Genomic DNA, 23283 nt, shown 5'->3' with positions numbered 1-23283 from the left:
GCAAAGGTTCAGGCCCCTGGGGGAGATTCCGTTGGCATATCCGAAACTGACCGATCAGCCCGGCGCGCTCGAGATCGCTGCATCCATCCGTGCTGGCGAGCTGAGCCCGCACGAAGCGGTGGAAGATGCCATCGCGCGGATCGAACATCTCGACGTGCACATAAATGCCGTTGCCGTATGCGATTTCGAACGCGCCATTGCTGCCGCAAAAGCCATGGACGGTAAGGTTCCCGGCGAACACCAGCCGCTGTTCGGCGTCCCGATGACAATCAAGGAAAGCTTCGATATCGCCGGGCTGCCGACCTGCTGGGGGCATACCGAACATGCCGAGAATATCGCGCGGCGCGACGCCAAGGTTGTCTCCCGACTAAAGGCTGCAGGGGTGATCTTGCTGGGCAAGACCAATGTCCCGATTGACCTTGCGGACTGGCAGAGCTTCAACGCTGTATATGGCCGCACCAACAACCCGCACGACCATTCCCGTTCGCCCGGCGGCTCTTCGGGTGGCTCGGCAGCAGCAGTGGCCAGCGGGATGGTGCCGATCGAATATGGCACCGATATCGGCGGCTCGGTGCGGGTGCCGGCGCATTTCTGCGGCGTGTGGGGGCACAAGACCAGCTGGGGCCTGGTCAGCAAGCATGGCCACGATCATCCCCTTATGGCGGGCAAGGACGCGCATGACGGTGCGCTCTCGATTGCCGGGCCGCTGGCGCGCAATGCCGCCGATATCGAAATTCTGCTGCGGCTCACCGCCGATTTCCCGCTGTTCGAACGCCGCAAGCCGATCCGGCAATGCCGCTTTCTGGCGCTGCTCGACCACCCTGACAGCCCGCTCGACAGCAGCGTGCGCGGCCCCATGGAGGCTGCGCTGGACACGCTCGAGGCGGCAGGCGTCAAGATCGACCGCGCAAGCGATTTGGTACCCGATCTTGCGACGCAGCAGGCCGACTATCTGCGCATGCTCAACATCGCCATGGCCCGCGGCATGCCTTCGCCCGATGGCAAGCGCGCAAGCGCAACCGACTGGTTCGATTTGCTTGATCGGCAGACCTGCAACGAACTGGCGTGGGAGCAGGTGTTCGAGGCCTATGATTTCGTGCTGGCCCCGCCCGCGCCGGTGCTGGCCGTGCCGCACCGCAATGAAGCGGTGTTTCGCGGTGACCTCGACATCAATGGCGAAGATCACCCGGCCTCGGGCGGGCTGGCCTGGGCGGGCCTGGCAACCTTCCCCAACCTGCCCTCAACCGTGCTGCCGATCGGCCAGGGCTCCTATCTCGGCTCCACCCTCCCTTGCGGAATGCAGGTGATGGGCCCGCGTTGGCGCGATCTCGACTGCGTGGCCGCTGCGCGCGACATCGATCTGATTGTAAACGGATAGAGCCGCATGATGCTACGTCTCGCCAAATGGCATATCTGGCTCGGCTGGCTGGTCGGCTTCCCGATCCTGATGTGGATGGTGACGGGGCTGTTCATGGCCGCCAGGCCGATCGAGGAAGTGCGCGGCAACCACCTGCTGGTCGAACAGGAGGCGCAGCCGCTGGTGCTGCCCGGCAGCGCGCTGGCAAGCGCCGAATTCCCGCTGCGAGAAATGCGCGCGGTGATGCAGGATGGCCGCGCCGTGGCGATCCTGACGGGAATGGACGGCAACGTGCAGCGGGTCGACATGGCGAGCGGCGCTGCCTTGCCGGCGCTCACCGCCAGTGATGCGCGGGCCATCGTGGCCGCACGGGTCAAAGGCGGCAACAATGTGCGCAGCGTCACCGCGTTCGCAGCTGACCGGGTTCCATTCGATTTCCGCCGACCCATGCCGGTGTGGCAGGTGGCGCTGGAAAATGGCGCGCATGTCTATGTCGGGCGCGATACCGGCCAGATCGAAGCGGTGCGCACGCGCTGGTGGCGGGCGTTCGATTTCATGTGGGGCCTGCACATCATGGATTTGCAGACCCGCGAGGATACCAGCCATCCGATCCTGATTGTGTTCGCGCTGCTAGGCGTGATCGGGGCGCTATTCGGCTGCGTTTTGATGTTCCGGCGCCGCAAGGCACGGATAAGGACACGATGACCGGAACGGAGGTCCTCACGCCGGTCCTCGATGTGCTCGACATCCTGGGGCTGGCGATTTTCGCGCTCACCGGCGCGCTGCTGGCCGCCAAGCTGCGCCAGACCTTCGTAACAATGGCGTTTTTCGCTCTGGTAACGGGCGTTGGCGGCGGCACGGTGCGCGACCTGCTGATCGGGGCGCCGGTGTTCTGGATGACCGATCCCTGGGTTGCGCCAATCTGCCTGGGCACCGCGCTGATCGCGTGGTTTACACCGGTGCGCTGGTGGGAAGGCAAGCTGCTGGATTATGCCGATGGCGCCGGGCTTACCGCCTATGCTGTGCTCGGCAGCGCCAAGGCGATGTCCTATGGCATTCCGCCCGTGCCCGCTGCGCTGATGGGCATCATTACCGGCTGCGTGGGGGGAATCACCCGCGATGTCGTGGCGGGGCGCCCGTCGATCATCATGCGGCCGGAACTTTATGTCACCGCAGCCGCAGCCACTGCCGCGCTCACCGTTGGCGGGATGGCGCTGGGCCTGGCCAATCCGTTGGTGTGGGGCGGCGCGTGGATCGTTGGTTTCGCCCTGCGCAGCGCAGCTATCCGTTGGCAGATCGCGCTGCCTTCCTACCAGGAGGAAAGCAGCGCGGATCGCTGATCAATCGGTTGGTGCCTGCGCCATGGTATAACGGTCATCTGGCGTTTCGCCTTCAAGGTCGCCATCAACCGGACCGCCAGGATATGGGGGCAGTGGTTCGGCGTCTTCGCCAGCCGGGCTCGGAGTGGTCTCGCTATCCACCCGCGCCCAGGCGGCGCGATAGCGATCATCGCTGTACTGGCCGTCCTCCGCAGGGGTGGCAGCGGCCAGGCCCCTGCCATAGTCGACCTGCTCGATGCGACCGTCCTCCCCGATTTCGCAAGTAAAGCGATCGCCATTGAAGATCGTGCCGATCACACGCCACCCTTCACCGGAGCGATCGACACTGTCGACGCTCTCGACCCGCACATCGCGCTCGATTTCAGCCAGGCACATGTCAACCGCGCCTTCGATCCCGCGACCACCGCCTGAACGGCGCGTGGTGCGGCGATCGCGGTAATCATTGCGGTCTTCGCGGTAGTCACGATAGCGCACATCGCGATCGCGCCGCTCCGAATTCGAGGCGGCATTGGCAATCGCGGCAATTCCGCCAATGATCAGAATCCCTGCCAGCACGTCCCCGCCATCGACCCGGCCATGATGGCGGCGATAGCGCCAATAGCGGTGGCGCTGGGCAGTAAGGCTGCCTTCATCAAAGGCAGTGGGGGCGGCATAGTCGGGCAGGACAAGCAGGCTGCGGGTGGGAAGTTCAGCGGCGGCGGCAGGCGCAGCAGCCATCGAAAGTGCCGCGACCAAACCGCTGAATGCGGCGACTCGGTAGAATTGGGCCATATCGGTGCCTTCAATTTTGCAGCGAGCGCCACCACCGCCCGGATGATGGCGATTGGATTAGGCAGCCCAGGCTTAGCGAAGCCTGAACCGCCCGTGTCTTTTTGCTGGAACCTGCGGCGCTTATCTCAGTCCGCGAATCCCGCGATAGTCAATGTCGATTACCTGCCCGCGGCGGATTTCGCACTTGAAGCTGCCCCGATCGAGATCACGACCACCGTGGCGATAGCGGTCGCGCCGGTCGCCATAGCTCACTCGCTGGCGATAGTCGCGACGGTATCCATCATCGACCACAAGCCGTCCGGTGACTTCCCAGCCGCGCCGCTCGCGGTCGACATCGCGGATCTCGGTCACATCGGCATAGCGATAACCGGCGCGGCGCGCGTCACGCTCGACCGCAGTTACACATCGCTGGATTGCGGCGCGCGAATTGCCGTGCCCATAGCGATTGTCACGATAATTGCTGTCGCGATAGCCATATCCATCGCGATAGCGGTCCTTGCTCGCCGCGCTGGCCACGGCCGCGATTCCGCCGATGATCAATGCACCGGCGATTACATCGCCCGTGCTGATACCGTCGCGGTCGCGCGCCTGTACCGGGCTCGCTCCAAACAGCGCCATGGCGCCCAGAGCTGCGGTTGCGATCCCACCCTTCGCAATGGTCTTGATTGACTTGCTCATTTGAGGCTCTCCTCATCTGGGCCGTGGCGGGATTGCCGCGGCTGTGAGGAACCTCCTAAGCGATTCGCGCTGATACGACGCTGAATCGGGCTTGCAGCGATTGTTCAGGTTTATACATTTTTTTATGAACGAATGCTACTCCAGCGCCGCGAGAACATCGCGGGTGAAGGCAGCAATATCGAAGCGCGCACCCACTGGATCCTCCCCGCGCCGCACGATCACGACATTGCGGCTTGGCACGATTACGACATATTGCCCGCGATTTCCAAAGGCGGCGAATGTATCGGGCGGCACGCCGTCGGACCGGTTCATCAGCCAGAACCCCGCGCCATAGCCAAACGGTCCATCGGGCTGCGGGCCGGCTGGCGTGGAGACGTATTTGATCCAGCCTTCGGGCAGCACCCGGGTGCCATCTCGCAGCTTGCCATCGTTAAGGTAGAGACGCCCTAGCTCGACCAGGTCGAACGGGCTGGCCCAGACCTGGCTGGAAAGCACATAGTTCCCCTGCCAATCGGCCTCTGCCGTGGTGTTGACCATCGCGATAGTGCGCAACTGATCTGCAACGCTTTGATCGGCAAACCCGTGAGCAATTGCCGCTACTGCCATCAGCGTATCGTTATTGGCATAGCGATAAACCGTTCCTGGCTGGTGGATCAGGGGCCAGTTTGCGGCGCGCTCGCCCACTGTCGCACCGCCGAAATAGAGCGGGTCGGTGCGGTTGCCCGGCGTGTCGGAATAGCGGCCCGAGGCCATGCGCAAGAGGTGATCCACGGTGATTGCGCGGCGCGGATCGGTATCGTCTGCGCCCAGCCCGGCAGATGCGTTCACATCGGCCTCGCCGCGATGCACCGCCATGCCGACCAGCGTTGCCGCAATGCTCTTGGCGACCGACCATGTGCGCTGGGGCATGAACGGGCCAAAACCGCGCGCAAATAACCCGTCGACGATTTCCCCGCGCTGGTCGACGATCACTGCCGTAGTGCGCGTTCCCGCACCGTAATCGCCTGAAAGGGCGGCCTGCAAATTCGCGCGGATCGGCGTTGTGGTCCGCGCGTGCCAATTGCGCACCAAGGCGTCACGGTAAGGCGGGTATTCGTGGCTCGCGACCTTCGGCGCCTCATGCCCGATGGGCATGACAGCGCAGCCGGCTTCCCCGCGATATTGCGCCACCCTGGGCGGCATATCGTCAGACCATTGAACCTCGACATGGTCGATCACGCCGTTTGCATTGCGCACGATCTGATGCGGGAGTCCGCCGATGATCGCATCAAGCGGCGCCTGGATGCCGACAAGTTCCCATTCAACCACGCTTTCAGGAGTTCTATCCTCCCCAACCCGTTCGGCATTGGCGATGCCGCCGCACAGCATCAGCGCCTTGTAACCGGCGGCGAGCGCGCGGTCATACCGGGTATCGAGCTGTTCTTGCTGGCTTTGGGCAACGAGCGGGGACGATATAGCGAGTGTGGCGGCAGCAACCGCAAGGATCAGGGTTTTCATCCCACTTTCATGCCAATTCCCGCCAAAAAGAAAAGGGCCGGCAAGCGTTTCCGCCCCGGCCCTTTCTTGTCTCTGTGAAGTCCTGCGAGAACGGCAGTCCATGGGTTCCTGCCCTCGCAGGAACGCACAGCCCGGCATTACGCCTCTTCGAATTCTTCCTCGGCCTGCACCGGACCGCTATCCTGGCCCTTGGCATCCACGTCGCGGTCAACCAGTTCGATAATCGCCATCGGCGCAGCGTCGCCGCCGCGATATCCGGCCTTGATAACGCGCGTGTATCCGCCATCACGATCAGCATACCGCTCTGCCAGAACGTCAAACAGCTTCTTGAGCTGGGTCTCGTCACCGAGACGGCTCATCGCCAGGCGGCGGTTGGAAAGCCCGCCACGCTTGGCCAGCGTGACCAGCTTTTCGACATAGGGGCGCAGTTCCTTGGCCTTGGGGGCCGTGGTAAGGATCTGCTCATGCTTGATCAGCGCGGCTGCCATATTGCGGAACAGGGCCGTGCGGTGGCCCGATTTGCGGCCCAGCTTGCGCTGTGAAATACCGTGACGCATTGTATTCTTCCTTCGTTTGCAAAGGGGCCGTTTCAGGTACCCCAGTTCCGGTTCAAATCAGGGCTTCGAACCTTTGCCCATTCTCGTCATTCCCGCGAAAGCGGGAATCCATATGCAACCTTCGTGGCTCCGCTCTGGATCCCCGCTTTCGCGGGGATGACGAATTTTGACTTAGCCCAGCAGTTCCTGCTCGAGCTTCTTGGCCATTTCTTCAATGTTCTCCGGCGGCCAGCCAGGGATATCCATGCCAAGGCGCAGACCCATGCTGGAAAGCACTTCCTTGATCTCGTTCAGTGATTTGCGGCCAAAGTTCGGCGTGCGCAGCATCTCGGCTTCGGTCTTCTGGACCAGGTCGCCGATATAGATGATGTTGTCGTTCTTGAGGCAGTTGGCCGAACGCACCGACAGTTCCAGCTCGTCAACCTTCTTGAGCAGGTAACGGTTGAGTTGGTTGGCATCATCCTCCTGCGGGGCAGCAGCCTGGCCGATCATTGTCGCCTGTGGCTGCGGGATGCCATCTTCAAAATGCACAAACAGCGTCAACTGGTCCTGCAGGATGCGCGCAGCATAGGCCACCGCGTCTTCAGGCGCCACGGTGCCGTCGGTCTCGACCGTCAGCGAAAGCTTGTCATAGTCAAGCTCTTGCCCGACGCGGGCGTTCTCGACCTTGTAGCTGACCTGGCGCACCGGCGAATAAAGGCTGTCGACCGGGATCAGGCCGATCGGCGCATCGACCGGGCGGTTGGCCACAGCCGGGACATAGCCCTTGCCGGTGTCGGCGGTCAGCTCCATGTTGAGCGTCGCGCCTTCATCGAGGTGACAGATCACCAGATCCTTGTTCATCACTTCGATGTCGCCCGAAACGGCGATGTCGCCGGCCTTGACTTCGGCCGGGCCAGTGACGGAAAGCTGCAAGCGCTTGGGGCCTTCGCCCTCCATCCTGAGCGCAATCTGCTTCACGTTGAGCACGATATCGGTCACGTCTTCACGCACGCCGGAAAGCGAACTGAATTCGTGCAGCACGTTCTCGATCTTGATCGAGGTGATGGCGGCGCCCTGAAGCGAGCTCAGCAATACCCGGCGCAGCGCGTTGCCGAGAGTAAGGCCAAAGCCACGCTCAAGCGGTTCGGCAACGAAAGTCGCCTTGCGGGCCTTTTCGCCGCTTTCCTTGATCTCGAGAGTGTTGGGCTTCTTAAGTTCCTGCCAGTTCTTGATATTGACGGACATGGATTTCCCCTAGGGTTCAAGTGCGGACAGGACCGGAGCGCTGGTGGCGCGTCCGGTCCGAATTCTGAATGGCGACCCGAAGATCGCCCGTCAGCAACGGATCAGACGCGACGACGCTTGGACGGCCGCACACCATTGTGCGGGATCGGCGTAACGTCACGGATCGAAGTGATGTTGAAGCCGACTGCGGCAAGACCGCGCAGTGCGCTTTCACGCCCCGAGCCCGGCCCCTTTACCTCGACTTCCAGCGTGCGAACGCCGTGCTCGGCAGCTTTCTTGCCGGCATCGTCGGCAGCAACCTGGGCGGCATAGGGAGTCGACTTGCGGCTGCCCTTGAAGCCCATCGTTCCAGCTGAAGACCAGCTGATCGCATTGCCCTGCGCATCGGTGATGGTAATCATGGTGTTGTTGAAGCTGGCGTTGATATGCGCAACGCCGCTTGTGATATTCTTTTTATCGCGGCGCCTAATGCGGCCGGGTTCGCGTGCCATGTCTCGTATTCCTCTTTAACAATCCAAAGAAGGCAAAAGCGTGAGGCCCAAGGGCCCGCCGCGCTTACTTCTTCTTGCCGGCAATCGGCTTCGCCTTGCCCTTGCGGGTACGGGCGTTGGTGTGGGTACGCTGGCCGCGAACCGGCAGCTGGTTGCGATGGCGCAGGCCGCGGTAGGAACGCAGATCCATCAGGCGCTTGATATTCATCGCAGTGTTGCGACGCAGGTCGCCTTCCACGGTGAGCTCTGCGTCGATCGTCTCGCGGATGCGCAACACTTCCTCATCGGAAAGGTCCTGCACACGGCGGGTGTGATCGATACCCAGCTTATCAGCAATCTGCACGGCCGTGGTACGGCCGATACCGTGGATATAGGTAAGCGCGATAATCACGCGCTTGTTGGTGGGGATATTGACCCCGGCAATACGAGCCACTTACTTCTCCATGCTCCACAGGGTCTAGGCAGCTTGGGCCACCTGCCCCTATCTCAACGCTTTCAATCTCAATGCCCGAAACCGCCGAGCAGATGCTCACACGGCAAAAAGCCCGGTTGGCGAGCATTGGGCTGCCACCTGCCGGACTGTTTTCGAACATGTCGAATGAATGGGGCGCTTAGTGCGATTCTTGGGCCACGTCAACAGCCAAGCGGGCGCAGCACATCGTGCAGCCAGATATGGGCCGCCGCATTGCAGTTCCGAGCCTATATCAGTTTTTCACGGCGGCCAAAAGTGCCAACGATCACGCTGTGTGAAAACTAATTGTCCGCCAGCGCATCGATAGCCTCTTCCAGTGTCGGCTCGACCGGCTCGGCGCGCGCGCCGACTTCACCTTCATCGCCTTCGTCCAGCTCCGCTGCGGCCTTGCCTGCGCCGGAATCGGCGGGCTGATCCACCCGGCCCAGCAAAGTCGCCAGGCCATCAAGTTGCTGGCTCATCACCCCGTCAACCGCGGCCGCGATCACCGGCCCTTCGTAACGCATATACCCGCCCACGACATATTCCCACACGATCCTAGTGCCGTTTTCGGCTTCGCTGATCGAGATCGTCAGGACGCCGCTCGCCGGTTCGCTCTGCAATGGCCCCAGCCCCCCGCGCATGCGCAGCGCGCGTTCGGGATAGGCCTGGATTACGCGCATATGCTCAACGCTGCCCTCGAGCGTGATGCGTGAAGGATCGGGAACTTCGGGAATCCGCTCGCAAAAACAGCCGCCGGCCTGCGGCTTGAGCGTCAGATTGGCGGCATCGGCTGACCATGTGTGGGCAGAATTCCACCACTTGGCCGGGCTGATCAGTGCCAGCCACACTTCCTTGGGGGTCGCATCGACCACGGCAACATCGCGGGTAACGAACCCCGTATCATCGCTGGCAATCACTTCGGCCTGCGCAGCCGTGGCCCATGCCAGCAGTGGAGCCAGCGTTGCAGCCGCCAAATATCTCATGGTGAAAGGTCCTCCCTTGGCCAAGGTGTTTAGGCGAGAGGCAGAGGCAGGGAAAGTTCGATTATGCGAGGCGCACACGCGCCCGCACAAACATCATTTCAGGATTGCGTCGATCGCCGCGGCCACTTCGCCGATGCTGGCCATGCCGTCCACCCGGCGCACGATGCCGCGCGCTTCATAGCCCGGCAGGATTGGCGCGGTCTTGGCACGATATTCCTGCATACGCGTGCGCACCGTTTCTTCATTATCGTCGGGGCGCCGCTTGAACTCGGTCGATCCGCACACATCACACACGCCAGCTTTGGCGGGCGGATTGGCTGTGTCATGATACAGCGTGCCGCAATTGGCGCAGGAAAAACGGCCGGTGATGCGTTCCACCAGCGCATCTTCATCGACTTCGAGTTCGATCACGTAGTCGAGACGGCGCCCGTGCTTTTCAAGCAGGCCATCAAGGCTCTGCGCCTGCGCTGCAGTGCGCGGATAGCCATCAAAGATCGCACCGGTATCGGCTTCCATTGTGGCAAGTTCGACGTCGATCAGGTCAGATACGATCTCGTCGGACACCAGTTCGCCTGCGTCCATCACGGCTTTCGCCTTGATGCCAACCGGTGTTTGCGCCTTCACCGCCGCGCGCAGCATATCGCCGGTGGAGAGCTGGCGCATGCCGTATTGTTCGACCAGCCGAGCGCTTTGCGTGCCCTTGCCAGCACCCGGAGGCCCAAGAAGAATGATATTCATCTGACTACTCAACCCCCGAAGAGCGTGGCCGGATTAGCGCGTGCGGCCCTTTAGCTTGGCCTTCTTGATAAGGTCACCATACTGGTGTGCCAACAGGTGTGACTGGATCTGGCTGATCGTATCCACGGTAACATTGACCACGATCAGCAGGCTGGTGCCACCAAGGAACAACGGGATACCGGTCTGCGCGATCATATATTCAGGGATGACGCAAACCAGCATAAGGTAGAGTGCGCCGACCACCGTGATGCGTGTCAGCACATAGTCGAGATAGTCCGACGTCCGCTTGCCCGGGCGGATCCCGGGAATGAAGCCGCCATTCTTCTTGAGATTTTCGGCCGTTTCTTCCGGATTGAACACCACCGCAGTGTAGAAGAAGGCGAAGAAGATGATCCCGATCCCATACAGCGACATGTAGATCGGCTGGCCGTGCTGCAGATACTGGTTGAGCGACTGGATCACGCCGCCTGTGGTGCTCGACGGATCGATCGAGTTGCCTGCGAACTGCGAAATCGTCAGCGGCAGCAGCAGCAACGAACTGGCGAAGATGGGCGGAATAACGCCGGCAGTGTTGAGCTTGAGCGGAAGGTGCGAGCTATCCGCCTGCATCATGCCGCGCTGCGTCGCGCGCTTTGGATACTGGATCAGCAATCGCCGCTGGGCCCGCTCCATAAAGCTGATCAGCAGGATCAGCACCACCACCATGACGATGAAACCGATGATGATCGCCGGCGCAATCGAGCCTGTGCGGCCACCTTCGAGCAGGTTCGAGACGAAGGTAGGGAATTGCGCCACGATCCCCGCCATGATGATCAGCGACACACCATTACCGATGCCGCGGCTGGTGATCTGTTCGCCCAGCCACAGCAGGAACATGGTGCCGCCAACCAGGCTGATGACCGCGCCCACGCGGAACATGTAGCCCGGATCGACGACCGCCTGAAGCCCGGCGGAATTGGAGAAACTTTCAAGGCCCGCTGCCAGGAACCAGCCCTGGATGGAGCACAGAAAAACCGTTCCATAGCGCGTGTACTGGTTCAGCTTTTGCCGACCGGTGGTGCCCTCTTTCTTGAGCGCAGCCAGTGTCGGATGGAGCGCGGCGGCCATCTGCACCACGATCGAGGCGGTGATATAGGGCATCACGCCAAGCGCGATCAGGCTCATGCGTTCAAGGCTGCCGCCCGTGAACATGTTGAACATGTCCAGGATTCCGCCCTGCGTCTGGTCGGCCAGTTGCGCCAGCGTGAGCGGGTTGATCCCCGGCAGCGGCACAAAGCTGAGGAAACGGAACACGATAAGCGCCCCGACCGTGAACCAGATACGCTGGCGCAGCTCGGTGGCTTTCGAGAAATTGGCGAGGTTCAGATTGCTCGCGATGCTATCGGCGCGTGATGCCATTGTTTCAGGTTAATCCTAGCGTCTGTGCGTTGTATCGCCGGACCCTCCCGGCTCAGACAGGATAGATAGGGAGCGGGGGAGCCATTGTCGAACCCCCCGCTTGCCATTTCATCAATTACTTGGCCTTGGCGGCCTTGTTTGCCTCGCGGCGCGCAGCCTTCTTTTCATGCTCTGGCTGGGCAGCAGCGATAACTTCAACGCTGCCTCCGGCTTTTTCGATCGCTGCAATCGCGCCCTTGGTTGCGCCGGTAACGACGAATTTGGCCTTGGCCGAGATTTCGCCCTTGCCCAGCAGCCGCACGCCATCCTTGCCGCCGCGCACAAGGCCGGCTGCACGAAGGGCTGCTTCGTCGATGTCCTTCTTGGCGTCGAGCTTCTTGGCGTCGATGAACTTCTGCACCATGCCCACGTTCACCTCGGCATAATCCTTCGCGAAGGGATTGTTGAAGCCGCGCTTCGGCAGGCGCATGTGAAGCGGCATCTGGCCGCCTTCGAAGCCCTTGATGGCCACGCCGGAACGGGCCTTCTGGCCCTTCTGGCCGCGACCTGAGGTTTTGCCCTTGCCTGAACCGATGCCCCGGCCGACGCGGATGCGGCCCTTGCGGGCACCGTCGTTGTCACGAATGTCGTTGAGTTTCATTGTGTGCACTCGCTTTCGCTTTGTTTCGCGCTGAAATGAGCGACCCGGCAATACGCCGGGCCACTGATGTCTGTCTGCTTAATCGACCACCGCAACCAGATGCGGGATCTTGGCGATCGCGCCGCGCACCTCGGGGGTGTCCTGGCGCTCTACCACCTTGTGCATCTTGTTCAGTCCAAGACCGATAAGGATCTTGCGCTGGCTTTCGGGGCGACGGATCGGCGAACCGATCTGCTTGATCTTGATGGTTTTCTTCTCAGCCATCGGGGTTACTCCGCTATCGCGGCGGCGCTAGCTTCCGCCTCCGCCTCGCTGGCGCCACCACGGCCAAGCAGGTCAGCGACCTTCTTGCCGCGACGCTGGGCAACCGACTTCGGCGAAGTCTGGTTGACAAGCGCGTCAAACGTGGCGCGGATCATGTTATAGGGGTTTGACGAACCGACCGATTTGGTCACCACGTCAGCAACGCCCAGGCTTTCGAACACGGCACGCATCGGGCCACCGGCAATGATGCCCGTACCCGCTGGTGCTGTGCGCAACGTCACCTTACCTGCCCCGAAACGGCCATTGCCATCATGGTGCAGCGTGCGACCTTCCTTGAGCGGCACGCGGATCATCTTCTTGCGCGCGGCGGCGGTGGCCTTGGTGATGGCTTCGGGCACTTCGCGTGCCTTGCCATGCCCAAAACCGACGCGGCCTGAACCGTCACCCACAACAACCAGTGCCGCAAAGCCAAAGCGCTTGCCGCCCTTCACTGTCTTGGAAACACGGTTGATGTGAACCAGCTTCTCGATGATCCCGTCATCTTCTTCTTCGCGGCGGTTGCCACGGCGATCGTCACGGCCACCGCGGGCACGGCCACGTCCACCATCACGGTTGCCGCCACGGCCCCGGTTTCCGCCAGGTCCACGGCCTTCCTGCTGCGGCTGCTCAGCTTCCGCAGCTGCCGGTGCAGATTCAGCAGCAGGTGCGGCTTCCTCAGCGGCAGGCGCAGCCTCTTCAGCGGCAGGCGCAGCGTCTTGCGCTGCGGCTTCCTGGGCCGGAGCTTCGGTCGCTTCGACCTTCGCTTCTTCGTTCTTGTTTTCGGTTTCGTTTGCGTTTTCTGGCATCATCAGAACTCCAGCCCGCCTTCGCGAGCGGCATCGGCCAGCGCCTTGACGCGGCCGTGGAACAGGAAACCGCCGCGATCGAACACGACGGATGTCACGCCCGCCTTCTTGGCGGCGGCGGCGATATCCTTGCCGACCTTGACAGCGGCATCGACATTCGCACCCGAATTCTTGGCCCCAAGGGTCGAAGCTGCGGCGAGCGTCTTGCCTTCCTGATCATCGATGATCTGGGCATAGATGTGGCGACCGGTGCGATGCACCGACAGGCGAGGACGGCCACCACCCTTGCTCCTGAGAGCAGTGCGCACACGGCGGCGGCGACGTTCAAAGAGAGAAAGCTTTGCCATCTTACTTCTTCTTCCCTTCCTTGCGGAAGATATATTCACCGCGGTACTTGATGCCCTTGCCCTTGTAGGGTTCAGGCTTGCGCCAGCGGCGGATCTCGGCGGCGAACTGGCCAACGGCCTGCTTGTCGATGCCGGAAATTTCCACAGTGGTCTGGTCCGGTGTCTTCACCTCAAGGCCTGCCGGCACATCGAGATCGACATCGTGGCTATAGCCGAGCTGCAGCTTGAGCTTGTTGCCCTGCGCCTGCGCACGGTAACCAACGCCGGAAATTTCCAGAACCTTGGTGAACCCATCGGTCACGCCTTCGACCAGGTTCGACACCAGCGTGCGCTGCATGCCCCAGAAAGAGCGCGCCTGCTTCGTGTCATTGGCCGGCTTGACCTTGATTTCCTCACCTTGGACCTTGTAGTCGATCAGGTCGGAAAGCCCGAGCGAAAGGGCGCCCTTGGGCCCCTTCACGGTAAGCGTTCCCTGTTCGATGGTGGCTGTCACCCCGCTGGGGATCGCCACCGGCTTCTTGCCGATGCGGCTCATCAGAACACCTCCGCCAGCACTTCGCCGCCGACGTTCTGGCTACGCGCTTCGGCATCCGAAAGCACGCCCTTGGGCGTCGAGACGATGGTGATGCCAAGGCCGTTGCGGACAGTCGGAAGTTCTTTCGAACCCGAATAGATCCGCCGACCAGGCTTGGAGACGCGAGCGACGTGCTTGATAGCCGGTTCGCCCTCGAAATACTTCAGTTCAATCCGCAGCGCCGGGTGCTTGCCGGTTGCGTCTTCGCTGTAGCCACGGATGTAGCCTTCACGCTGGAGCACTTCGAGCACGTTCGCACGCAGTTTGGAAGCCGGCGAAAGGACGCTGTCCTTTTTCGCCTGCTGGCCGTTGCGGATACGGGTGAGCATATCACCCAGTGGATCGGTCATTGCCATAATCTAGATCCTCACCAGCTCGACTTGGTCAGGCCTGGAATCAGGCCCATGTTGCCGAGTTCGCGCAGCTCGATGCGGTTGATGCCGAACTTGCGGTAATAGCCGCGCGGGCGGCCGGTGGTGGCGCAACGGTTGCGCACCCGTGTAGGGTTCGCATTGCGCGGAATTTCGGCCATCTTCAGGCGTGCCATCAGACGCTCGCTCTCATCGAGCGATTCATCGTCCGCAATCGCCTTCAGCTTGGCGTACTTGTTTGCGTACTTCTTCACGAGCTTCTTGCGCCGCTCGTTCTTGTTTATGGAACTCAGTTTCGCCATTGGACTTAAGCTCTCTTCCTTATCTCAATCAAAGGGGGCGGCTTACGCCGCTTCCTTTTCTTCCGACGCTTCGGCCGGGAACGGGAAACCGAACAGCTTCAGCAGTTCGCGCGCTTCCTCGTCGGTTTTCGCAGTGGTGGTGACGATGATATCCATCCCCCGCACCTTTTCGATCTTGTCGTAGCTGATCTCCGGAAAGATGATCTGCTCCTTGATGCCCATGGCGTAGTTGCCATTGCCATCGAACGATTTCGGGTTGAGGCCACGGAAGTCGCGGATGCGCGGCATCGCAATCGTCACCAGACGATCGAGGAATTCGTACATCCGGTCACGGCGCAAATTGACCTTGCAGCCGATCGGCATGCCATCGCGCAGCTTGAACTGTGCGATCGACTTCTTCGCCTTGGTGATGACCGGCTTCTGGCCGGCAATCAGCGCCATTTCCTCGGCAGCCGTCTGGACCTTCTTCTTGTCCTGGCTAGCTTCGCCCACACCCATGTTGAGCGTGATCTTTTCAAGCCGGGGAACTTCGAGGCGATTCTTGTAGCCGAATTTCTCGGTCATCGCCTTGACGATCTGGTCTTCATACATCTGCTTCAGGCGTGGGGCCGAAGCTTTGGACTTATCAGCCATCGATGGTCTCCCCACTCTTCACGGCCACGCGCACCTTCTTGCCGCCCTTTTCTTCAAAGCGGACACGGGTGGGCTTGCCGGATTTCGGATCAGCTACAGCCACCTTGGAGATGTGCATCGGGGCCTCGCGGCGTTCGATGCCACCCTGCGGGTTGGCCTGGCTGGGCTTGCGATGACGGGTGGCGACGTTCACGCCCTCGACAAGGACCTTGCCTTCCTTGGGCAGAACCTGGGCGACCGTACCGGTCTTGCCCTTGTCCTTGCCTGAAAGGACAACGACGTTGTCACCCTTCTTGATCTTGGCAGCAGACATCACAGCACCTCCGGCGCAAGTGAAATGATCTTCATGAAGCCGCGGCCGCGCAACTCGCGCACCACCGGGCCAAAGATACGGGTGCCGATCGGCTCCTCGTTCTTGTTGACCAACACGGCAGCATTGCTGTCAAAGCGGATCACGCTACCATCGGGACGGCGAACGTCCTTCTTGGTGCGCACGATCACGGCGCGGTGTACGTCGCCCTTCTTGACCTTTGCACGCGGCTGGGCTTCCTTCACGGAAACCACGATCACGTCGCCGACGGACGCAGTACGGCGCTTCGAGCCGCCCAGCACCTTGATGCACTGGACGCGCTTGGCGCCGCTATTGTCCGCGACGTCGAGATTGGATTGCATCTGGATCATTGATCCGTTTCCTTCTCACTGGCTTGCCGGAACAAGTCCGGCAGTTCCCTACGTCTAAATCAGTTACCGGCGGCTTCGACTTCGAGATCAGCCTCGATCGCCTGCGTGCCACCTGCTTGCACCCGGTCCTTCACGGCCCAGGTCTTGGTTTTCGAGATCGGCTTGGTTTCCTCGATGCGGACAACATCGCCAATCGTGTATTCGTTCGCTTCATCGTGCGCGTGATACTTCTTCGAACGACGGATGATCTTCCCGTAGAGCGGGTGCTTCACCTTGCGTTCGACCAGCACGGTCACAGTCTTGTCGGTCTTGTCGGAGGTGACAGTTCCGATCAGGATACGTTTCGGCATTGTCTGACTCCTTAAGCCTTGACGGCGGCAGCGGCCGCACGTTCGCTCTGCAGCGTCTTGATCTTGGCGATCGTGCGACGCACTTCCCTTACCCGGGCCGACGCTTCAAGCTGATTGGTTGCCGCCTGGAAGCGCAGGTTGAACTGCTCGCGCTTCAGCTCGACAAGTTCGCCAGCCAGCTGGTCGTCGGTCTTGGTGCGCAGATCTTCGATCTTGCTCATTTGTCGCCTCCCAGGTGCGAAGTGTCACCCAGGCGGGCGACGACCTTGGTCTTGATCGGCAGCTTCATCGCCGCGCGTTCGAAAGCGAGCGCAGCAAGCGGGCCGGGTACACCATCGAGTTCGAACAGGATGCGGCCCGGCTTTACGCGGGCGGCCCAGTATTCGACCGAACCCTTGCCCTTGCCCTGGCGGACTTCGGCAGGCTTCTTCGAAACCGGCACGTCAGGGAATACGCGGATCCACAGACGGCCCTGGCGCTTCATGGCACGGGTGATGGCACGGCGAGCAGCCTCGATCTGGCGCGCGGTAAGGCGATCGGGCTCGAGAGCCTTGAGGCCATAGGCGCCAAAATTCAGCGTGGTGCCACCCTTGGCATTGCCATGGATCCGGCCCTTGAACGCCTTGCGGAACTTGGTTTTCTTCGGTTGCAGCATTTTATCTTACCTATCCTGCAATCAGCGCGCCGGACGGACGCCAGAGGTCTGGGCTTCCATCATGAGGCGATCCTGTGCGGTCGGATCATGAGCGAGGATTTCACCCTTGAAGATCCACACCTTGATGCCGATGATCCCGTAAGCGGTGAGCGCTTCGGCTTCGGCATAGTCGACATTGGCGCGCAGGGTGTGCAGCGGCACACGGCCTTCGCGATACCATTCGACACGTGCGATTTCTGCACCGCCCAGACGGCCGCCGCAGGTGATCTTGATGCCTTCAGCGCCAAGACGCAGCGCCGATTGCACGGCGCGCTTCATCGCACGGCGGAACGCGACACGGCGAACCAGCTGGTCAGCAACGCCCTGAGCGACGAGCTTGGCATCGATTTCCGGCTTGCGGATCTCAACGATGTTCAGCTTCACTTCGCTGTCGGTCATCTTCGACAGTTGGACGCGCAGCTTCTCGATATCTGCGCCCTTCTTGCCGATGATGACACCCGGCCGCGCTGCATAGATCGAAATGCGGCACAACTTGGCCGGACGCTCGATCACCACCTTCGAAATCGCTGCCTGCGGCACGGTTTCGACGATGTACTTGCGGATCTCGATGTCTTCCTTGAGCAGCTTGGCATAGTCACGCCCTTCGGCGTACCAGCGGCTGTCCCAGGTGCGGTTGATCTGCAGGCGCAGACCGATCGGATTGCTCTTCTGGCCCATGTTACGCCTCTTCCTGCTCGCGCACCACGATCCGAAGCCGACTGAACGGCTTGAGGATCCGGGTCGACTTGCCGCGACCGCGGGTGTGGAAACGCTTCATGGTGATCGACTTGCCAACCGAAGCTTCGGCCACGACGAGCGAGTCAACGTCCAAATTGTGGTTGTTCTCCGCATTGGCAATCGCCGATGCGAGTACCTTGCTGGCGTCTTTCGCCATCGCCCGCTTCGAGAAAGCGAGGATGTTCAGAGCCTCTTCGGCCTTCTTGCCGCGGATCAGCTCAGCAACGAGGTTGAGCTTCTGCGCCGAACCACGGATCGTGGTGCCGACGGCCAGCGCCTCGTTATCGCCTACGCGGCGGGGTGCCTTTGCCTTGCCCATTATCGCTTGCCCTTCTTGTCGGCAGCGTGGCCGGGGAAGTTGCGCGTGGGCGCAAACTCGCCAAGCTTGTGGCCAACCATTTCCTCGGAAACCGAGACGGGGATGAACTTCTGCCCGTTGTAGACGTTGAACGTCAGACCAACGAACTGCGGGAGGATGGTCGAACGGCGCGACCAGGTCTTGATCGGCTTGGTGCTGTTCGCTTCCTGTGCGTCCTCCGCCTTCTTGAGAAGGCTGAGTTCGACAAACGGACCTTTCCAGACGGAACGTGCCATGTGTCCTTACCTCTTCTTCTTGGCGTGGCGCGAACGGATGATCATCTTGTCCGTCTGCTTGTTGCTGCGGGTGCGTGCACCCTTGGTCGGCTTGCCCCACGGGGTCACCGGATGGCGGCCCCCGCTGGTGCGGCCTTCACCGCCGCCGTGGGGGTGATCGACCGGGTTCTTGGCGACGCCGCGGGTCAGCGGCTTCACGCCCATCCAGCGCTTGCGACCGGCCTTGGCAAAGTTCTGGTTCTGGTTGTCGGGGTTCGACACCGCACCAACCGTGCCCATGCAATCCGCACGCAGGTAACGCTGCTCGCCCGAGTTCAGGCGCACGATCACCATGCCGCGGTCACGGCCGACGATCTGCACATAGGTGCCCGCCGAACGCGCGATCTGCCCGCCCTTGCCCGGCTTCATCTCCACATTGTGGCAGATGGTGCCGACCGGCATCTGGCCCAGCAGCATCGCGTTGCCCGGCTTCGTGTCGGTCCGCTCGCCGGCCACCACCGTATCGCCAACAGCAAGGCGCTGCGGGCAGATGATATAGGCCAGCTCGCCGTCCTCATACTTGAGGAGCGCGATGAAAGCAGTGCGGTTGGGATCGTATTCAATGCGCTCGACCGTCGCGGGAGCATCCCACTTGCGGCGCTTGAAATCGATGAAGCGGTACTTCTGCTTGTGACCGCCTGCCATGCCGCGCGAGGTGACATGGCCCTTGTTGTTCCGGCCACCGGTCTTGCGCTTGCCTTCCGTCAGCGACTTGACCGGCTTGCCCTTATAGAGCCCGGACTTGTCGATCAGGATGAGACCGCGGCGTGCGGGGCTCGTCGGTTTGTAGTTCTTGAGTGCCATCTTCTCTGCCCTCAGATCCCGCTGGTGACGTCGATCGAGTCACCCTCTGCCAGGGTAACGATCGCCTTCTTCATATCGGAGCGCTTGTAGGCCTTGCCCTTCCAGCGCTTGGTCTTGCCCTTCACGACGATGGTATTCACCGCCACGACCTTCTTGTCGTAGATCGCTTCCACCGCTTCCTTGATCTGCGGCTTCGTCGCATCGCCAGCCACCTTGAACACAACTGCGTTCTGTTCCGAAGCCAGGGTCGACTTCTCGGTGATGTGCGGAGCCAGAATCACGTCATAGTGACGCGCATCGATTTCCTGCTTCTTAGCCATTGAAGCGCGCCTCCAGCTTGGCGACAGCGTCCTTGGTCAGGACCAGCGTGTCGTGGTTGAGGATGTCGTAGACATTGGCACCAATGGCGGGGAGCACATTGACGCCCGGCAAGTTGCCAGCGGCCTTCCTGAAGCCTTCATCCACGCTTTCGCCGTCGATCACCAGAACCTTGCCGGTCAGGCCAGCCTTGTCGAGGTGACCCTTGAGCACCTTGGTCTTGGCGTCCTTCAGCGAGAGGCTGTCGACGACCACCAGGCCATCCTTTGCCTTGCTCGAAAGCGCCATCTTCAGGCCGAGCGCACGCAGCTTCTTGTTGAGCGACTGGTTGAAGTCACGCTTGCGAGCGCCGTGAGCCTTGCCGCCGCCGATGAAGATCGGGGCCGCGCGGTCACCGTGACGGGCCGTGCCGCCGCCCTTCTGGCGACCGAACTTCTTGCCAGTGCGGGCAACATCGCTGCGCTCGCGCGTCGGACGTGCGGTGCCACGGCGGTTTTCAAGCTGCCAGGTGACGATGCGATGCAGGATGTCGGCACGCGGCTCAACCCCGAACACGGCATCATCGAGCTCGATATCGCTCCCTGCACCCGAAACGGCCTTGCCGTCGATTTTCTGGACCTTCACCTTCACGGCTCAGCCCTCCTTGTTTTCGTCGCTTGCCGGAGCGTCAGCTGCGGGAGCGTCTGCTTCGGGAGCGGGTGTTTCAGCTGCGGCATCTACAGCGGTTTCTTCAACCGGTGTTTCCACTGCGGGCTCTTCAACCTGCGGCGCGTTCGTATCGATCACCGCTCCGGGGAACGGCAGATCCTCGGGCAGAGGCAGCTTCACCGCATCGCGGACCAGCAGCCAGCCATTCTTCGAGCCAGGGACCGAACCCTTGACAAAGATGAGGCCGCGGGTCGCATCGGTGCGCACAACCTCGAGGTTCTGCTGGGTACGTTGACGGTCGCCCATGTGGCCGGCCATCTTCTTGCCCTTGAACACCTTGCCGGGATCCTGGCGCTGACCGGTCGAACCATGCGAACGGTGGCTCAGCGAAACGCCGTGCGTTGCGCGCAGCCCCCCGAAGCCCCAGCGCTTCATCACACCGGCAAAGCCCTTACCTTGGGTGTGCCCGGTGATGTCGACTTTCTGGCCGGCGACGAAGTGGTCCGCACTGATCGTGGCGCCAACCGGGACCAGCCCGTCTTCACCTTCGACACGGAATTCGGCGACGCGCTTCTTCAGGCCGACCTGAGCCTTGGCAAAATGCTCGCGCTGCGGCTTGTTGACATTTTTCTGCTTGGCTTCGCCCGCACCCAGCTGGACCGCGAAATAGCCATCGCGATCGGCGGTCCGGTGCGAAACGACCTGGCAGTCTTCCAGCGAAAGAACCGTCACGGGAACGTGACGTCCATCCTCCTGAAACAGGCGGGTCATCCCGACTTTCTTTGCGATAACGCCTGTGCGCATCGTCAAAACTCCTACACAGAGGCACACGAGGCCCATCCCCGCGTGCGTGCCAGCCCAAATTGTTGTGCATCGCCCCGTCCGGGCTGAATGCTTACCGTGCCGGATGGCATGGTAAGCGAGACGGGGGACGCAGACCCGGATCAAATCCGGCGGTATCCCAATGTCTGCGGGAAGTTGACCTTCCCACCGTGCGTTCCTGTGAAAGCAGGAACCCAGAGCCTTGGTGCCCTGGACCCCGGATCAACTCCGGGGATCGCTCACCAATCAGGCGAGCTTGATCTCGACGTTCACGCCCGCAGCCAGATCGAGCTTCATCAGCGCGTCGACGGTCTGGGCGTTAGGCTGCACGATATCGAGCAGCCGCTTGTAGGTGCGCACCTCGAACTGCTCGCGCGACTTCTTGTCGATATGCGGGCCGCGGTTCACGGTGAACTTCTCGATACGCGTCGGCATGGGAATGGGGCCGCGAATAAGAGCACCTGTCCGGCGCGCGGTGTCTGCAATCTCGCCAGTAGCCTGGTCAAGAACGCGATGATCGAACGCCTTGAGGCGAATGCGGATATTCTGAGCTTCCATTACCTACACCGATGCGAAAGAGCCAAAGGAGCGTTCCAATCTCTTGGGCGACCCCTTAAAAAAACAAAGGCCCGCCCCGCTTATGCCCGGTTTCCCGGAAAGGGCGGCCCTTCAAAATTCTTGTTACGGCAGCGACGAATCCCCGCCTGTTGGCGCGCATATACGTAGGAGGCCTGCTTCTGGCAAGCCCTGAATTGCGCGCCTTCGCCGCAATCGGGGCCTGCTGTCAGCCGGGGCGCTTGCGCCCCACCCTCATCCGCAAAATGCAGCCTTCATAAAAAAGAACCCGGCGCCCATCTCTGAGCACCGGATCCTTTTCAAACCTGCGTGCACCCGTGGGTGCAAACGCGATTTACTTGGTGATTTTCGAAACCACGCCCGAGCCAACGGTGCGGCCGCCTTCGCGGATAGCGAAGCGCAGGCCTTCGTCCATGGCGATCGGTGCAATCAGCTTGACCGAGATGGTCACGTTGTCGCCCGGCATCACCATTTCGGTGCCTTCGGGAAGGATCACTTCGCCGGTCACGTCAGTCGTACGGAAGTAGAACTGCGGACGGTAGTTGGCGAAGAACGGCGTGTGACGGCCACCCTCGTCCTTCGAAAGGACATAGACTTCCGCGCTGAATTCGGTGTGCGGCGTAACCGAGCCCGGCTTCGCCAGAACCTGACCACGCTCCACATCCTCACGGCCGATGCCGCGGATCAGCGCGCCGATGTTGTCGCCAGCTTCGCCGCGATCAAGCAGCTTGCGGAACATTTCAACGCCGGTCACGGTTGTCTTGGCGGTGTCCTTGATGCCGACGATTTCAACTTCGTCGCCCACGTTCACAACACCGGTTTCGACGCGGCCGGTAACCACCGTACCACGACCCGAGATCGAGAACACGTCTTCGATCGGCATCAGGAACGGCTTGTCGACCGGACGGTCGGGCTGCGGAATGTGCTCGTCCACGGCTTTCATCAGCTCAAGAATCGAATTCTTGCCGATCTCGTCGTCGCGGCCTTCAAGCGCAGCCAGAGCCGAACCCTTCACGACCGGAATGTTGTCGCCGTCGAAGTCATAATATGACAGCAGTTCGCGGATCTCCAGCTCGACGAGTTCGAGGATTTCCTCGTCGTCAACCTGGTCAACCTTGTTCATGTAGACAACCAGCGCGGGCACGCCGACCTGGCGGGCCAGCAGGATGTGCTCGCGGGTCTGCGGCATCGGGCCGTCAGCAGCGTTCACAACCAGAATTGCGCCGTCCATCTGCGCCGCGCCGGTGATCATGTTCTTCACATAGTCAGCGTGGCCCGGGCAGTCGACGTGGGCATAGTGGCGGGCAGCGGTTTCGTACTCGACGTGTGCGGTCGAGATGGTGATGCCGCGCTCGCGCTCTTCCGGAGCCTTGTCGATGTTCGCAAAGTCGACAGCCGAACCGCCATAGGTTTCAGCCATAACCTTTGTGATAGCCGCAGTCAGCGTGGTCTTGCCGTGGTCAACGTGACCGATGGTGCCGATATTGCAGTGCGGCTTATTGCGCTCGAATTTTTCCTTAGCCATTTCTCGAATAACCTCTGAGTTGAAATT

Annotated in this window: 35 protein-coding genes; 3 read left to right on the top strand and 32 right to left on the bottom strand. The window is 61.4% G+C overall.

The window, feature by feature from the left end; all coding sequences use genetic code 11:
* The first annotated feature begins 31 nt into the window (after positions 1-31).
* From ACX2DJ_RS11595 to ACX2DJ_RS11585, 3 genes are read left to right on the top strand one after another with little or no spacing between them, the layout of a single operon-like run.
* Entirely contained in the window at positions 32-1378 is a 1347-nt protein-coding gene (locus ACX2DJ_RS11595; protein ID WP_462572800.1) for an amidase family protein, read from the top strand.
* 6 nt (positions 1379-1384) lie between these two features.
* Positions 1385-2062, top strand: coding sequence for a PepSY domain-containing protein (locus tag ACX2DJ_RS11590; protein ID WP_462572799.1), 678 nt, complete (start codon positions 1385-1387; stop codon positions 2060-2062).
* Positions 2059-2697, top strand: a complete 639-nt coding sequence (locus ACX2DJ_RS11585; protein ID WP_462572798.1) for a trimeric intracellular cation channel family protein — start codon at positions 2059-2061, stop codon at positions 2695-2697. Before ACX2DJ_RS11590 ends, ACX2DJ_RS11585 begins: the two co-directional genes overlap by 4 nt.
* Here ACX2DJ_RS11585 and ACX2DJ_RS11580 read toward each other — a convergent pair whose 3' ends face one another.
* The 32 genes from ACX2DJ_RS11580 to tuf all read right to left on the bottom strand — a co-directional run bounded on the left by ACX2DJ_RS11580 (position 2698) and on the right by tuf (position 23256).
* Complete coding sequence (locus tag ACX2DJ_RS11580) at positions 2698-3468, bottom strand: hypothetical protein (RefSeq protein WP_462572797.1); 771 nt, start codon at positions 3466-3468, stop codon at positions 2698-2700.
* A 120-nt stretch (positions 3469-3588) separates the two neighbouring features.
* Positions 3589-4146, bottom strand: coding sequence for a hypothetical protein (locus ACX2DJ_RS11575; RefSeq protein WP_462572796.1), 558 nt, complete (start codon positions 4144-4146; stop codon positions 3589-3591).
* A 135-nt stretch (positions 4147-4281) separates the two neighbouring features.
* A complete protein-coding gene (locus ACX2DJ_RS11570; RefSeq protein WP_462572795.1) occupies positions 4282-5643 on the bottom strand; it encodes a serine hydrolase domain-containing protein in 1362 nt (453 codons plus the stop codon).
* Between the two features lie 137 nt (positions 5644-5780).
* Positions 5781-6200, bottom strand: coding sequence for a 50S ribosomal protein L17 (gene rplQ, locus ACX2DJ_RS11565; RefSeq protein ID WP_462572794.1), 420 nt, complete (start codon positions 6198-6200; stop codon positions 5781-5783).
* A gap of 171 nt (positions 6201-6371) precedes the next feature.
* Positions 6372-7427 carry a DNA-directed RNA polymerase subunit alpha gene (locus ACX2DJ_RS11560; protein ID WP_462572793.1) on the bottom strand — a complete coding sequence of 352 codons (1056 nt, stop codon included), beginning with the start codon at positions 7425-7427 and terminating at the stop codon, positions 6372-6374.
* A gap of 101 nt (positions 7428-7528) precedes the next feature.
* On the bottom strand, positions 7529-7918 hold the full coding sequence (gene rpsK / locus ACX2DJ_RS11555) for a 30S ribosomal protein S11 (RefSeq protein ID WP_462572792.1): 390 nt from the start codon (positions 7916-7918) through the stop codon (positions 7529-7531).
* Positions 7919-7982: 64 nt separating this feature from the next.
* Positions 7983-8351, bottom strand: a complete 369-nt coding sequence (gene rpsM / locus ACX2DJ_RS11550; protein WP_462572791.1) for a 30S ribosomal protein S13 — start codon at positions 8349-8351, stop codon at positions 7983-7985.
* A gap of 320 nt (positions 8352-8671) precedes the next feature.
* Positions 8672-9355 carry an SRPBCC family protein gene (locus ACX2DJ_RS11545; RefSeq protein ID WP_462572790.1) on the bottom strand — a complete coding sequence of 228 codons (684 nt, stop codon included), beginning with the start codon at positions 9353-9355 and terminating at the stop codon, positions 8672-8674.
* A 93-nt stretch (positions 9356-9448) separates the two neighbouring features.
* A complete protein-coding gene (locus ACX2DJ_RS11540) occupies positions 9449-10093 on the bottom strand; it encodes an adenylate kinase (protein WP_462572789.1) in 645 nt (214 codons plus the stop codon).
* A gap of 33 nt (positions 10094-10126) precedes the next feature.
* The gene (gene secY, locus ACX2DJ_RS11535) at positions 10127-11491 is read right to left on the bottom strand and encodes a preprotein translocase subunit SecY (RefSeq protein ID WP_462572788.1); all 1365 of its coding nucleotides are present in this window, start codon (positions 11489-11491) and stop codon (positions 10127-10129) included.
* Between the two features lie 115 nt (positions 11492-11606).
* Entirely contained in the window at positions 11607-12131 is a 525-nt protein-coding gene (gene rplO, locus ACX2DJ_RS11530) for a 50S ribosomal protein L15 (protein ID WP_462572787.1), read from the bottom strand.
* Positions 12132-12209: 78 nt separating this feature from the next.
* On the bottom strand, positions 12210-12395 hold the full coding sequence (rpmD, locus tag ACX2DJ_RS11525) for a 50S ribosomal protein L30 (protein ID WP_462572786.1): 186 nt from the start codon (positions 12393-12395) through the stop codon (positions 12210-12212).
* Positions 12396-12400: 5 nt separating this feature from the next.
* Positions 12401-13243, bottom strand: coding sequence for a 30S ribosomal protein S5 (rpsE, locus tag ACX2DJ_RS11520; RefSeq protein WP_462572785.1), 843 nt, complete (start codon positions 13241-13243; stop codon positions 12401-12403).
* Positions 13243-13587: a 50S ribosomal protein L18 gene (rplR, locus tag ACX2DJ_RS11515; protein WP_462572784.1), complete on the bottom strand. Its 345-nt coding sequence runs from the start codon at positions 13585-13587 to the stop codon at positions 13243-13245. Before rplR ends, rpsE begins: the two co-directional genes overlap by 1 nt.
* A gap of 1 nt (position 13588) precedes the next feature.
* Positions 13589-14122, bottom strand: coding sequence for a 50S ribosomal protein L6 (gene rplF, locus ACX2DJ_RS11510; protein WP_462572782.1), 534 nt, complete (start codon positions 14120-14122; stop codon positions 13589-13591).
* The gene (gene rpsH, locus ACX2DJ_RS11505; RefSeq protein ID WP_462572781.1) at positions 14122-14517 is read right to left on the bottom strand and encodes a 30S ribosomal protein S8; all 396 of its coding nucleotides are present in this window, start codon (positions 14515-14517) and stop codon (positions 14122-14124) included. Before rpsH ends, rplF begins: the two co-directional genes overlap by 1 nt.
* Positions 14518-14528: 11 nt before the next feature.
* Complete coding sequence (gene rpsN, locus ACX2DJ_RS11500) at positions 14529-14834, bottom strand: 30S ribosomal protein S14 (protein ID WP_462572780.1); 306 nt, start codon at positions 14832-14834, stop codon at positions 14529-14531.
* A gap of 42 nt (positions 14835-14876) precedes the next feature.
* Positions 14877-15467: a 50S ribosomal protein L5 gene (rplE, locus tag ACX2DJ_RS11495; RefSeq protein WP_462572778.1), complete on the bottom strand. Its 591-nt coding sequence runs from the start codon at positions 15465-15467 to the stop codon at positions 14877-14879.
* A complete protein-coding gene (gene rplX / locus ACX2DJ_RS11490; RefSeq protein ID WP_462572777.1) occupies positions 15460-15780 on the bottom strand; it encodes a 50S ribosomal protein L24 in 321 nt (106 codons plus the stop codon). The genes rplE and rplX overlap by 8 nt, the downstream gene beginning before the upstream one ends.
* A complete protein-coding gene (gene rplN, locus ACX2DJ_RS11485; protein WP_066765590.1) occupies positions 15780-16148 on the bottom strand; it encodes a 50S ribosomal protein L14 in 369 nt (122 codons plus the stop codon). Before rplN ends, rplX begins: the two co-directional genes overlap by 1 nt.
* A 59-nt stretch (positions 16149-16207) precedes the next feature.
* Positions 16208-16498 carry a 30S ribosomal protein S17 gene (rpsQ, locus tag ACX2DJ_RS11480; RefSeq protein ID WP_462572776.1) on the bottom strand — a complete coding sequence of 97 codons (291 nt, stop codon included), beginning with the start codon at positions 16496-16498 and terminating at the stop codon, positions 16208-16210.
* Between the two features lie 11 nt (positions 16499-16509).
* Positions 16510-16719: a 50S ribosomal protein L29 gene (gene rpmC / locus ACX2DJ_RS11475; RefSeq protein ID WP_462572775.1), complete on the bottom strand. Its 210-nt coding sequence runs from the start codon at positions 16717-16719 to the stop codon at positions 16510-16512.
* Positions 16716-17153: a 50S ribosomal protein L16 gene (gene rplP / locus ACX2DJ_RS11470; RefSeq protein ID WP_462572774.1), complete on the bottom strand. Its 438-nt coding sequence runs from the start codon at positions 17151-17153 to the stop codon at positions 16716-16718. Before rplP ends, rpmC begins: the two co-directional genes overlap by 4 nt.
* 21 nt (positions 17154-17174) lie before the next feature.
* Entirely contained in the window at positions 17175-17870 is a 696-nt protein-coding gene (gene rpsC / locus ACX2DJ_RS11465) for a 30S ribosomal protein S3 (protein WP_462572773.1), read from the bottom strand.
* Between the two features lies 1 nt (position 17871).
* A complete protein-coding gene (gene rplV, locus ACX2DJ_RS11460; RefSeq protein WP_462572772.1) occupies positions 17872-18249 on the bottom strand; it encodes a 50S ribosomal protein L22 in 378 nt (125 codons plus the stop codon).
* Positions 18249-18524 (bottom strand): 30S ribosomal protein S19, encoded by a 276-nt coding sequence (gene rpsS / locus ACX2DJ_RS11455; protein WP_165197486.1) that lies wholly within the window; start codon positions 18522-18524, stop codon positions 18249-18251. The genes rplV and rpsS overlap by 1 nt, the downstream gene beginning before the upstream one ends.
* 6 nt (positions 18525-18530) lie before the next feature.
* Complete coding sequence (gene rplB, locus ACX2DJ_RS11450) at positions 18531-19367, bottom strand: 50S ribosomal protein L2 (protein ID WP_462572770.1); 837 nt, start codon at positions 19365-19367, stop codon at positions 18531-18533.
* 11 nt (positions 19368-19378) lie between these two features.
* Positions 19379-19687, bottom strand: a complete 309-nt coding sequence (locus ACX2DJ_RS11445; protein ID WP_462572769.1) for a 50S ribosomal protein L23 — start codon at positions 19685-19687, stop codon at positions 19379-19381.
* Complete coding sequence (rplD, locus tag ACX2DJ_RS11440; RefSeq protein ID WP_462572768.1) at positions 19680-20315, bottom strand: 50S ribosomal protein L4; 636 nt, start codon at positions 20313-20315, stop codon at positions 19680-19682. Before rplD ends, ACX2DJ_RS11445 begins: the two co-directional genes overlap by 8 nt.
* A gap of 3 nt (positions 20316-20318) precedes the next feature.
* Positions 20319-21137 (bottom strand): 50S ribosomal protein L3, encoded by an 819-nt coding sequence (gene rplC, locus ACX2DJ_RS11435; protein WP_462572767.1) that lies wholly within the window; start codon positions 21135-21137, stop codon positions 20319-20321.
* Between the two features lie 264 nt (positions 21138-21401).
* On the bottom strand, positions 21402-21713 hold the full coding sequence (gene rpsJ / locus ACX2DJ_RS11430) for a 30S ribosomal protein S10 (RefSeq protein WP_006831877.1): 312 nt from the start codon (positions 21711-21713) through the stop codon (positions 21402-21404).
* 352 nt (positions 21714-22065) lie between these two features.
* On the bottom strand, positions 22066-23256 hold the full coding sequence (gene tuf, locus ACX2DJ_RS11425; protein ID WP_462572766.1) for an elongation factor Tu: 1191 nt from the start codon (positions 23254-23256) through the stop codon (positions 22066-22068).
* Between the last annotated feature and the right edge of the window lie 27 nt (positions 23257-23283).

It is taken from the genome of Altererythrobacter chaiwopuensis (assembly GCF_054957755.1).
The sequence above is the reverse complement of the archived record's forward strand: the minus strand, read 5'-3'. Positions and strand labels throughout refer to the sequence as shown.

Coding starts and splice junctions, on each gene's coding strand:
- rpmD (WP_462572786.1), bottom strand. CDS start 12,395: ATGGCTGAGAAGAAAACCATCAAGATCAAGCAGATCGGTTCGCCGATC.
- tuf (WP_462572766.1), bottom strand. CDS start 23,256: ATGGCTAAGGAAAAATTCGAGCGCAATAAGCCGCACTGCAATATCGGC.
- rpsH (WP_462572781.1), bottom strand. CDS start 14,517: ATGGCAATGACCGATCCACTGGGTGATATGCTCACCCGTATCCGCAAC.
- rplV (WP_462572772.1), bottom strand. CDS start 18,249: ATGGGCAAGGCAAAGGCACCCCGCCGCGTAGGCGATAACGAGGCGCTG.
- rpsJ (WP_006831877.1), bottom strand. CDS start 21,713: ATGGAAGCTCAGAATATCCGCATTCGCCTCAAGGCGTTCGATCATCGC.
- ACX2DJ_RS11545 (WP_462572790.1), bottom strand. CDS start 9,355: ATGAGATATTTGGCGGCTGCAACGCTGGCTCCACTGCTGGCATGGGCC.
- rplQ (WP_462572794.1), bottom strand. CDS start 6,200: ATGCGTCACGGTATTTCACAGCGCAAGCTGGGCCGCAAATCGGGCCAC.
- rplX (WP_462572777.1), bottom strand. CDS start 15,780: ATGTCTGCTGCCAAGATCAAGAAGGGTGACAACGTCGTTGTCCTTTCA.
- ACX2DJ_RS11570 (WP_462572795.1), bottom strand. CDS start 5,643: ATGAAAACCCTGATCCTTGCGGTTGCTGCCGCCACACTCGCTATATCG.
- ACX2DJ_RS11580 (WP_462572797.1), bottom strand. CDS start 3,468: ATGGCCCAATTCTACCGAGTCGCCGCATTCAGCGGTTTGGTCGCGGCA.
- rplP (WP_462572774.1), bottom strand. CDS start 17,153: ATGCTGCAACCGAAGAAAACCAAGTTCCGCAAGGCGTTCAAGGGCCGG.
- rplF (WP_462572782.1), bottom strand. CDS start 14,122: ATGAGCCGCATCGGCAAGAAGCCGGTGGCGATCCCCAGCGGGGTGACA.
- ACX2DJ_RS11585 (WP_462572798.1), top strand. CDS start 2,059: ATGACCGGAACGGAGGTCCTCACGCCGGTCCTCGATGTGCTCGACATC.
- rplC (WP_462572767.1), bottom strand. CDS start 21,137: ATGCGCACAGGCGTTATCGCAAAGAAAGTCGGGATGACCCGCCTGTTT.
- secY (WP_462572788.1), bottom strand. CDS start 11,491: ATGGCATCACGCGCCGATAGCATCGCGAGCAATCTGAACCTCGCCAAT.
- rplN (WP_066765590.1), bottom strand. CDS start 16,148: ATGATCCAGATGCAATCCAATCTCGACGTCGCGGACAATAGCGGCGCC.
- ACX2DJ_RS11575 (WP_462572796.1), bottom strand. CDS start 4,146: ATGAGCAAGTCAATCAAGACCATTGCGAAGGGTGGGATCGCAACCGCA.
- rpsQ (WP_462572776.1), bottom strand. CDS start 16,498: ATGCCGAAACGTATCCTGATCGGAACTGTCACCTCCGACAAGACCGAC.
- rpmC (WP_462572775.1), bottom strand. CDS start 16,719: ATGAGCAAGATCGAAGATCTGCGCACCAAGACCGACGACCAGCTGGCT.
- ACX2DJ_RS11445 (WP_462572769.1), bottom strand. CDS start 19,687: ATGGCTAAGAAGCAGGAAATCGATGCGCGTCACTATGACGTGATTCTG.
- rplR (WP_462572784.1), bottom strand. CDS start 13,587: ATGGCAAAGCTTTCTCTCTTTGAACGTCGCCGCCGCCGTGTGCGCACT.
- ACX2DJ_RS11590 (WP_462572799.1), top strand. CDS start 1,385: ATGATGCTACGTCTCGCCAAATGGCATATCTGGCTCGGCTGGCTGGTC.
- rplO (WP_462572787.1), bottom strand. CDS start 12,131: ATGAAACTCAACGACATTCGTGACAACGACGGTGCCCGCAAGGGCCGC.
- rpsC (WP_462572773.1), bottom strand. CDS start 17,870: ATGGGCCAGAAGAGCAATCCGATCGGTCTGCGCCTGCAGATCAACCGC.
- rplE (WP_462572778.1), bottom strand. CDS start 15,467: ATGGCTGATAAGTCCAAAGCTTCGGCCCCACGCCTGAAGCAGATGTAT.
- ACX2DJ_RS11560 (WP_462572793.1), bottom strand. CDS start 7,427: ATGTCCGTCAATATCAAGAACTGGCAGGAACTTAAGAAGCCCAACACT.
- rpsE (WP_462572785.1), bottom strand. CDS start 13,243: ATGATGCCAGAAAACGCAAACGAAACCGAAAACAAGAACGAAGAAGCG.
- rpsK (WP_462572792.1), bottom strand. CDS start 7,918: ATGGCACGCGAACCCGGCCGCATTAGGCGCCGCGATAAAAAGAATATC.
- rpsN (WP_462572780.1), bottom strand. CDS start 14,834: ATGGCGAAACTGAGTTCCATAAACAAGAACGAGCGGCGCAAGAAGCTC.
- rplB (WP_462572770.1), bottom strand. CDS start 19,367: ATGGCACTCAAGAACTACAAACCGACGAGCCCCGCACGCCGCGGTCTC.
- rpsS (WP_165197486.1), bottom strand. CDS start 18,524: ATGGCACGTTCCGTCTGGAAAGGTCCGTTTGTCGAACTCAGCCTTCTC.
- ACX2DJ_RS11540 (WP_462572789.1), bottom strand. CDS start 10,093: ATGAATATCATTCTTCTTGGGCCTCCGGGTGCTGGCAAGGGCACGCAA.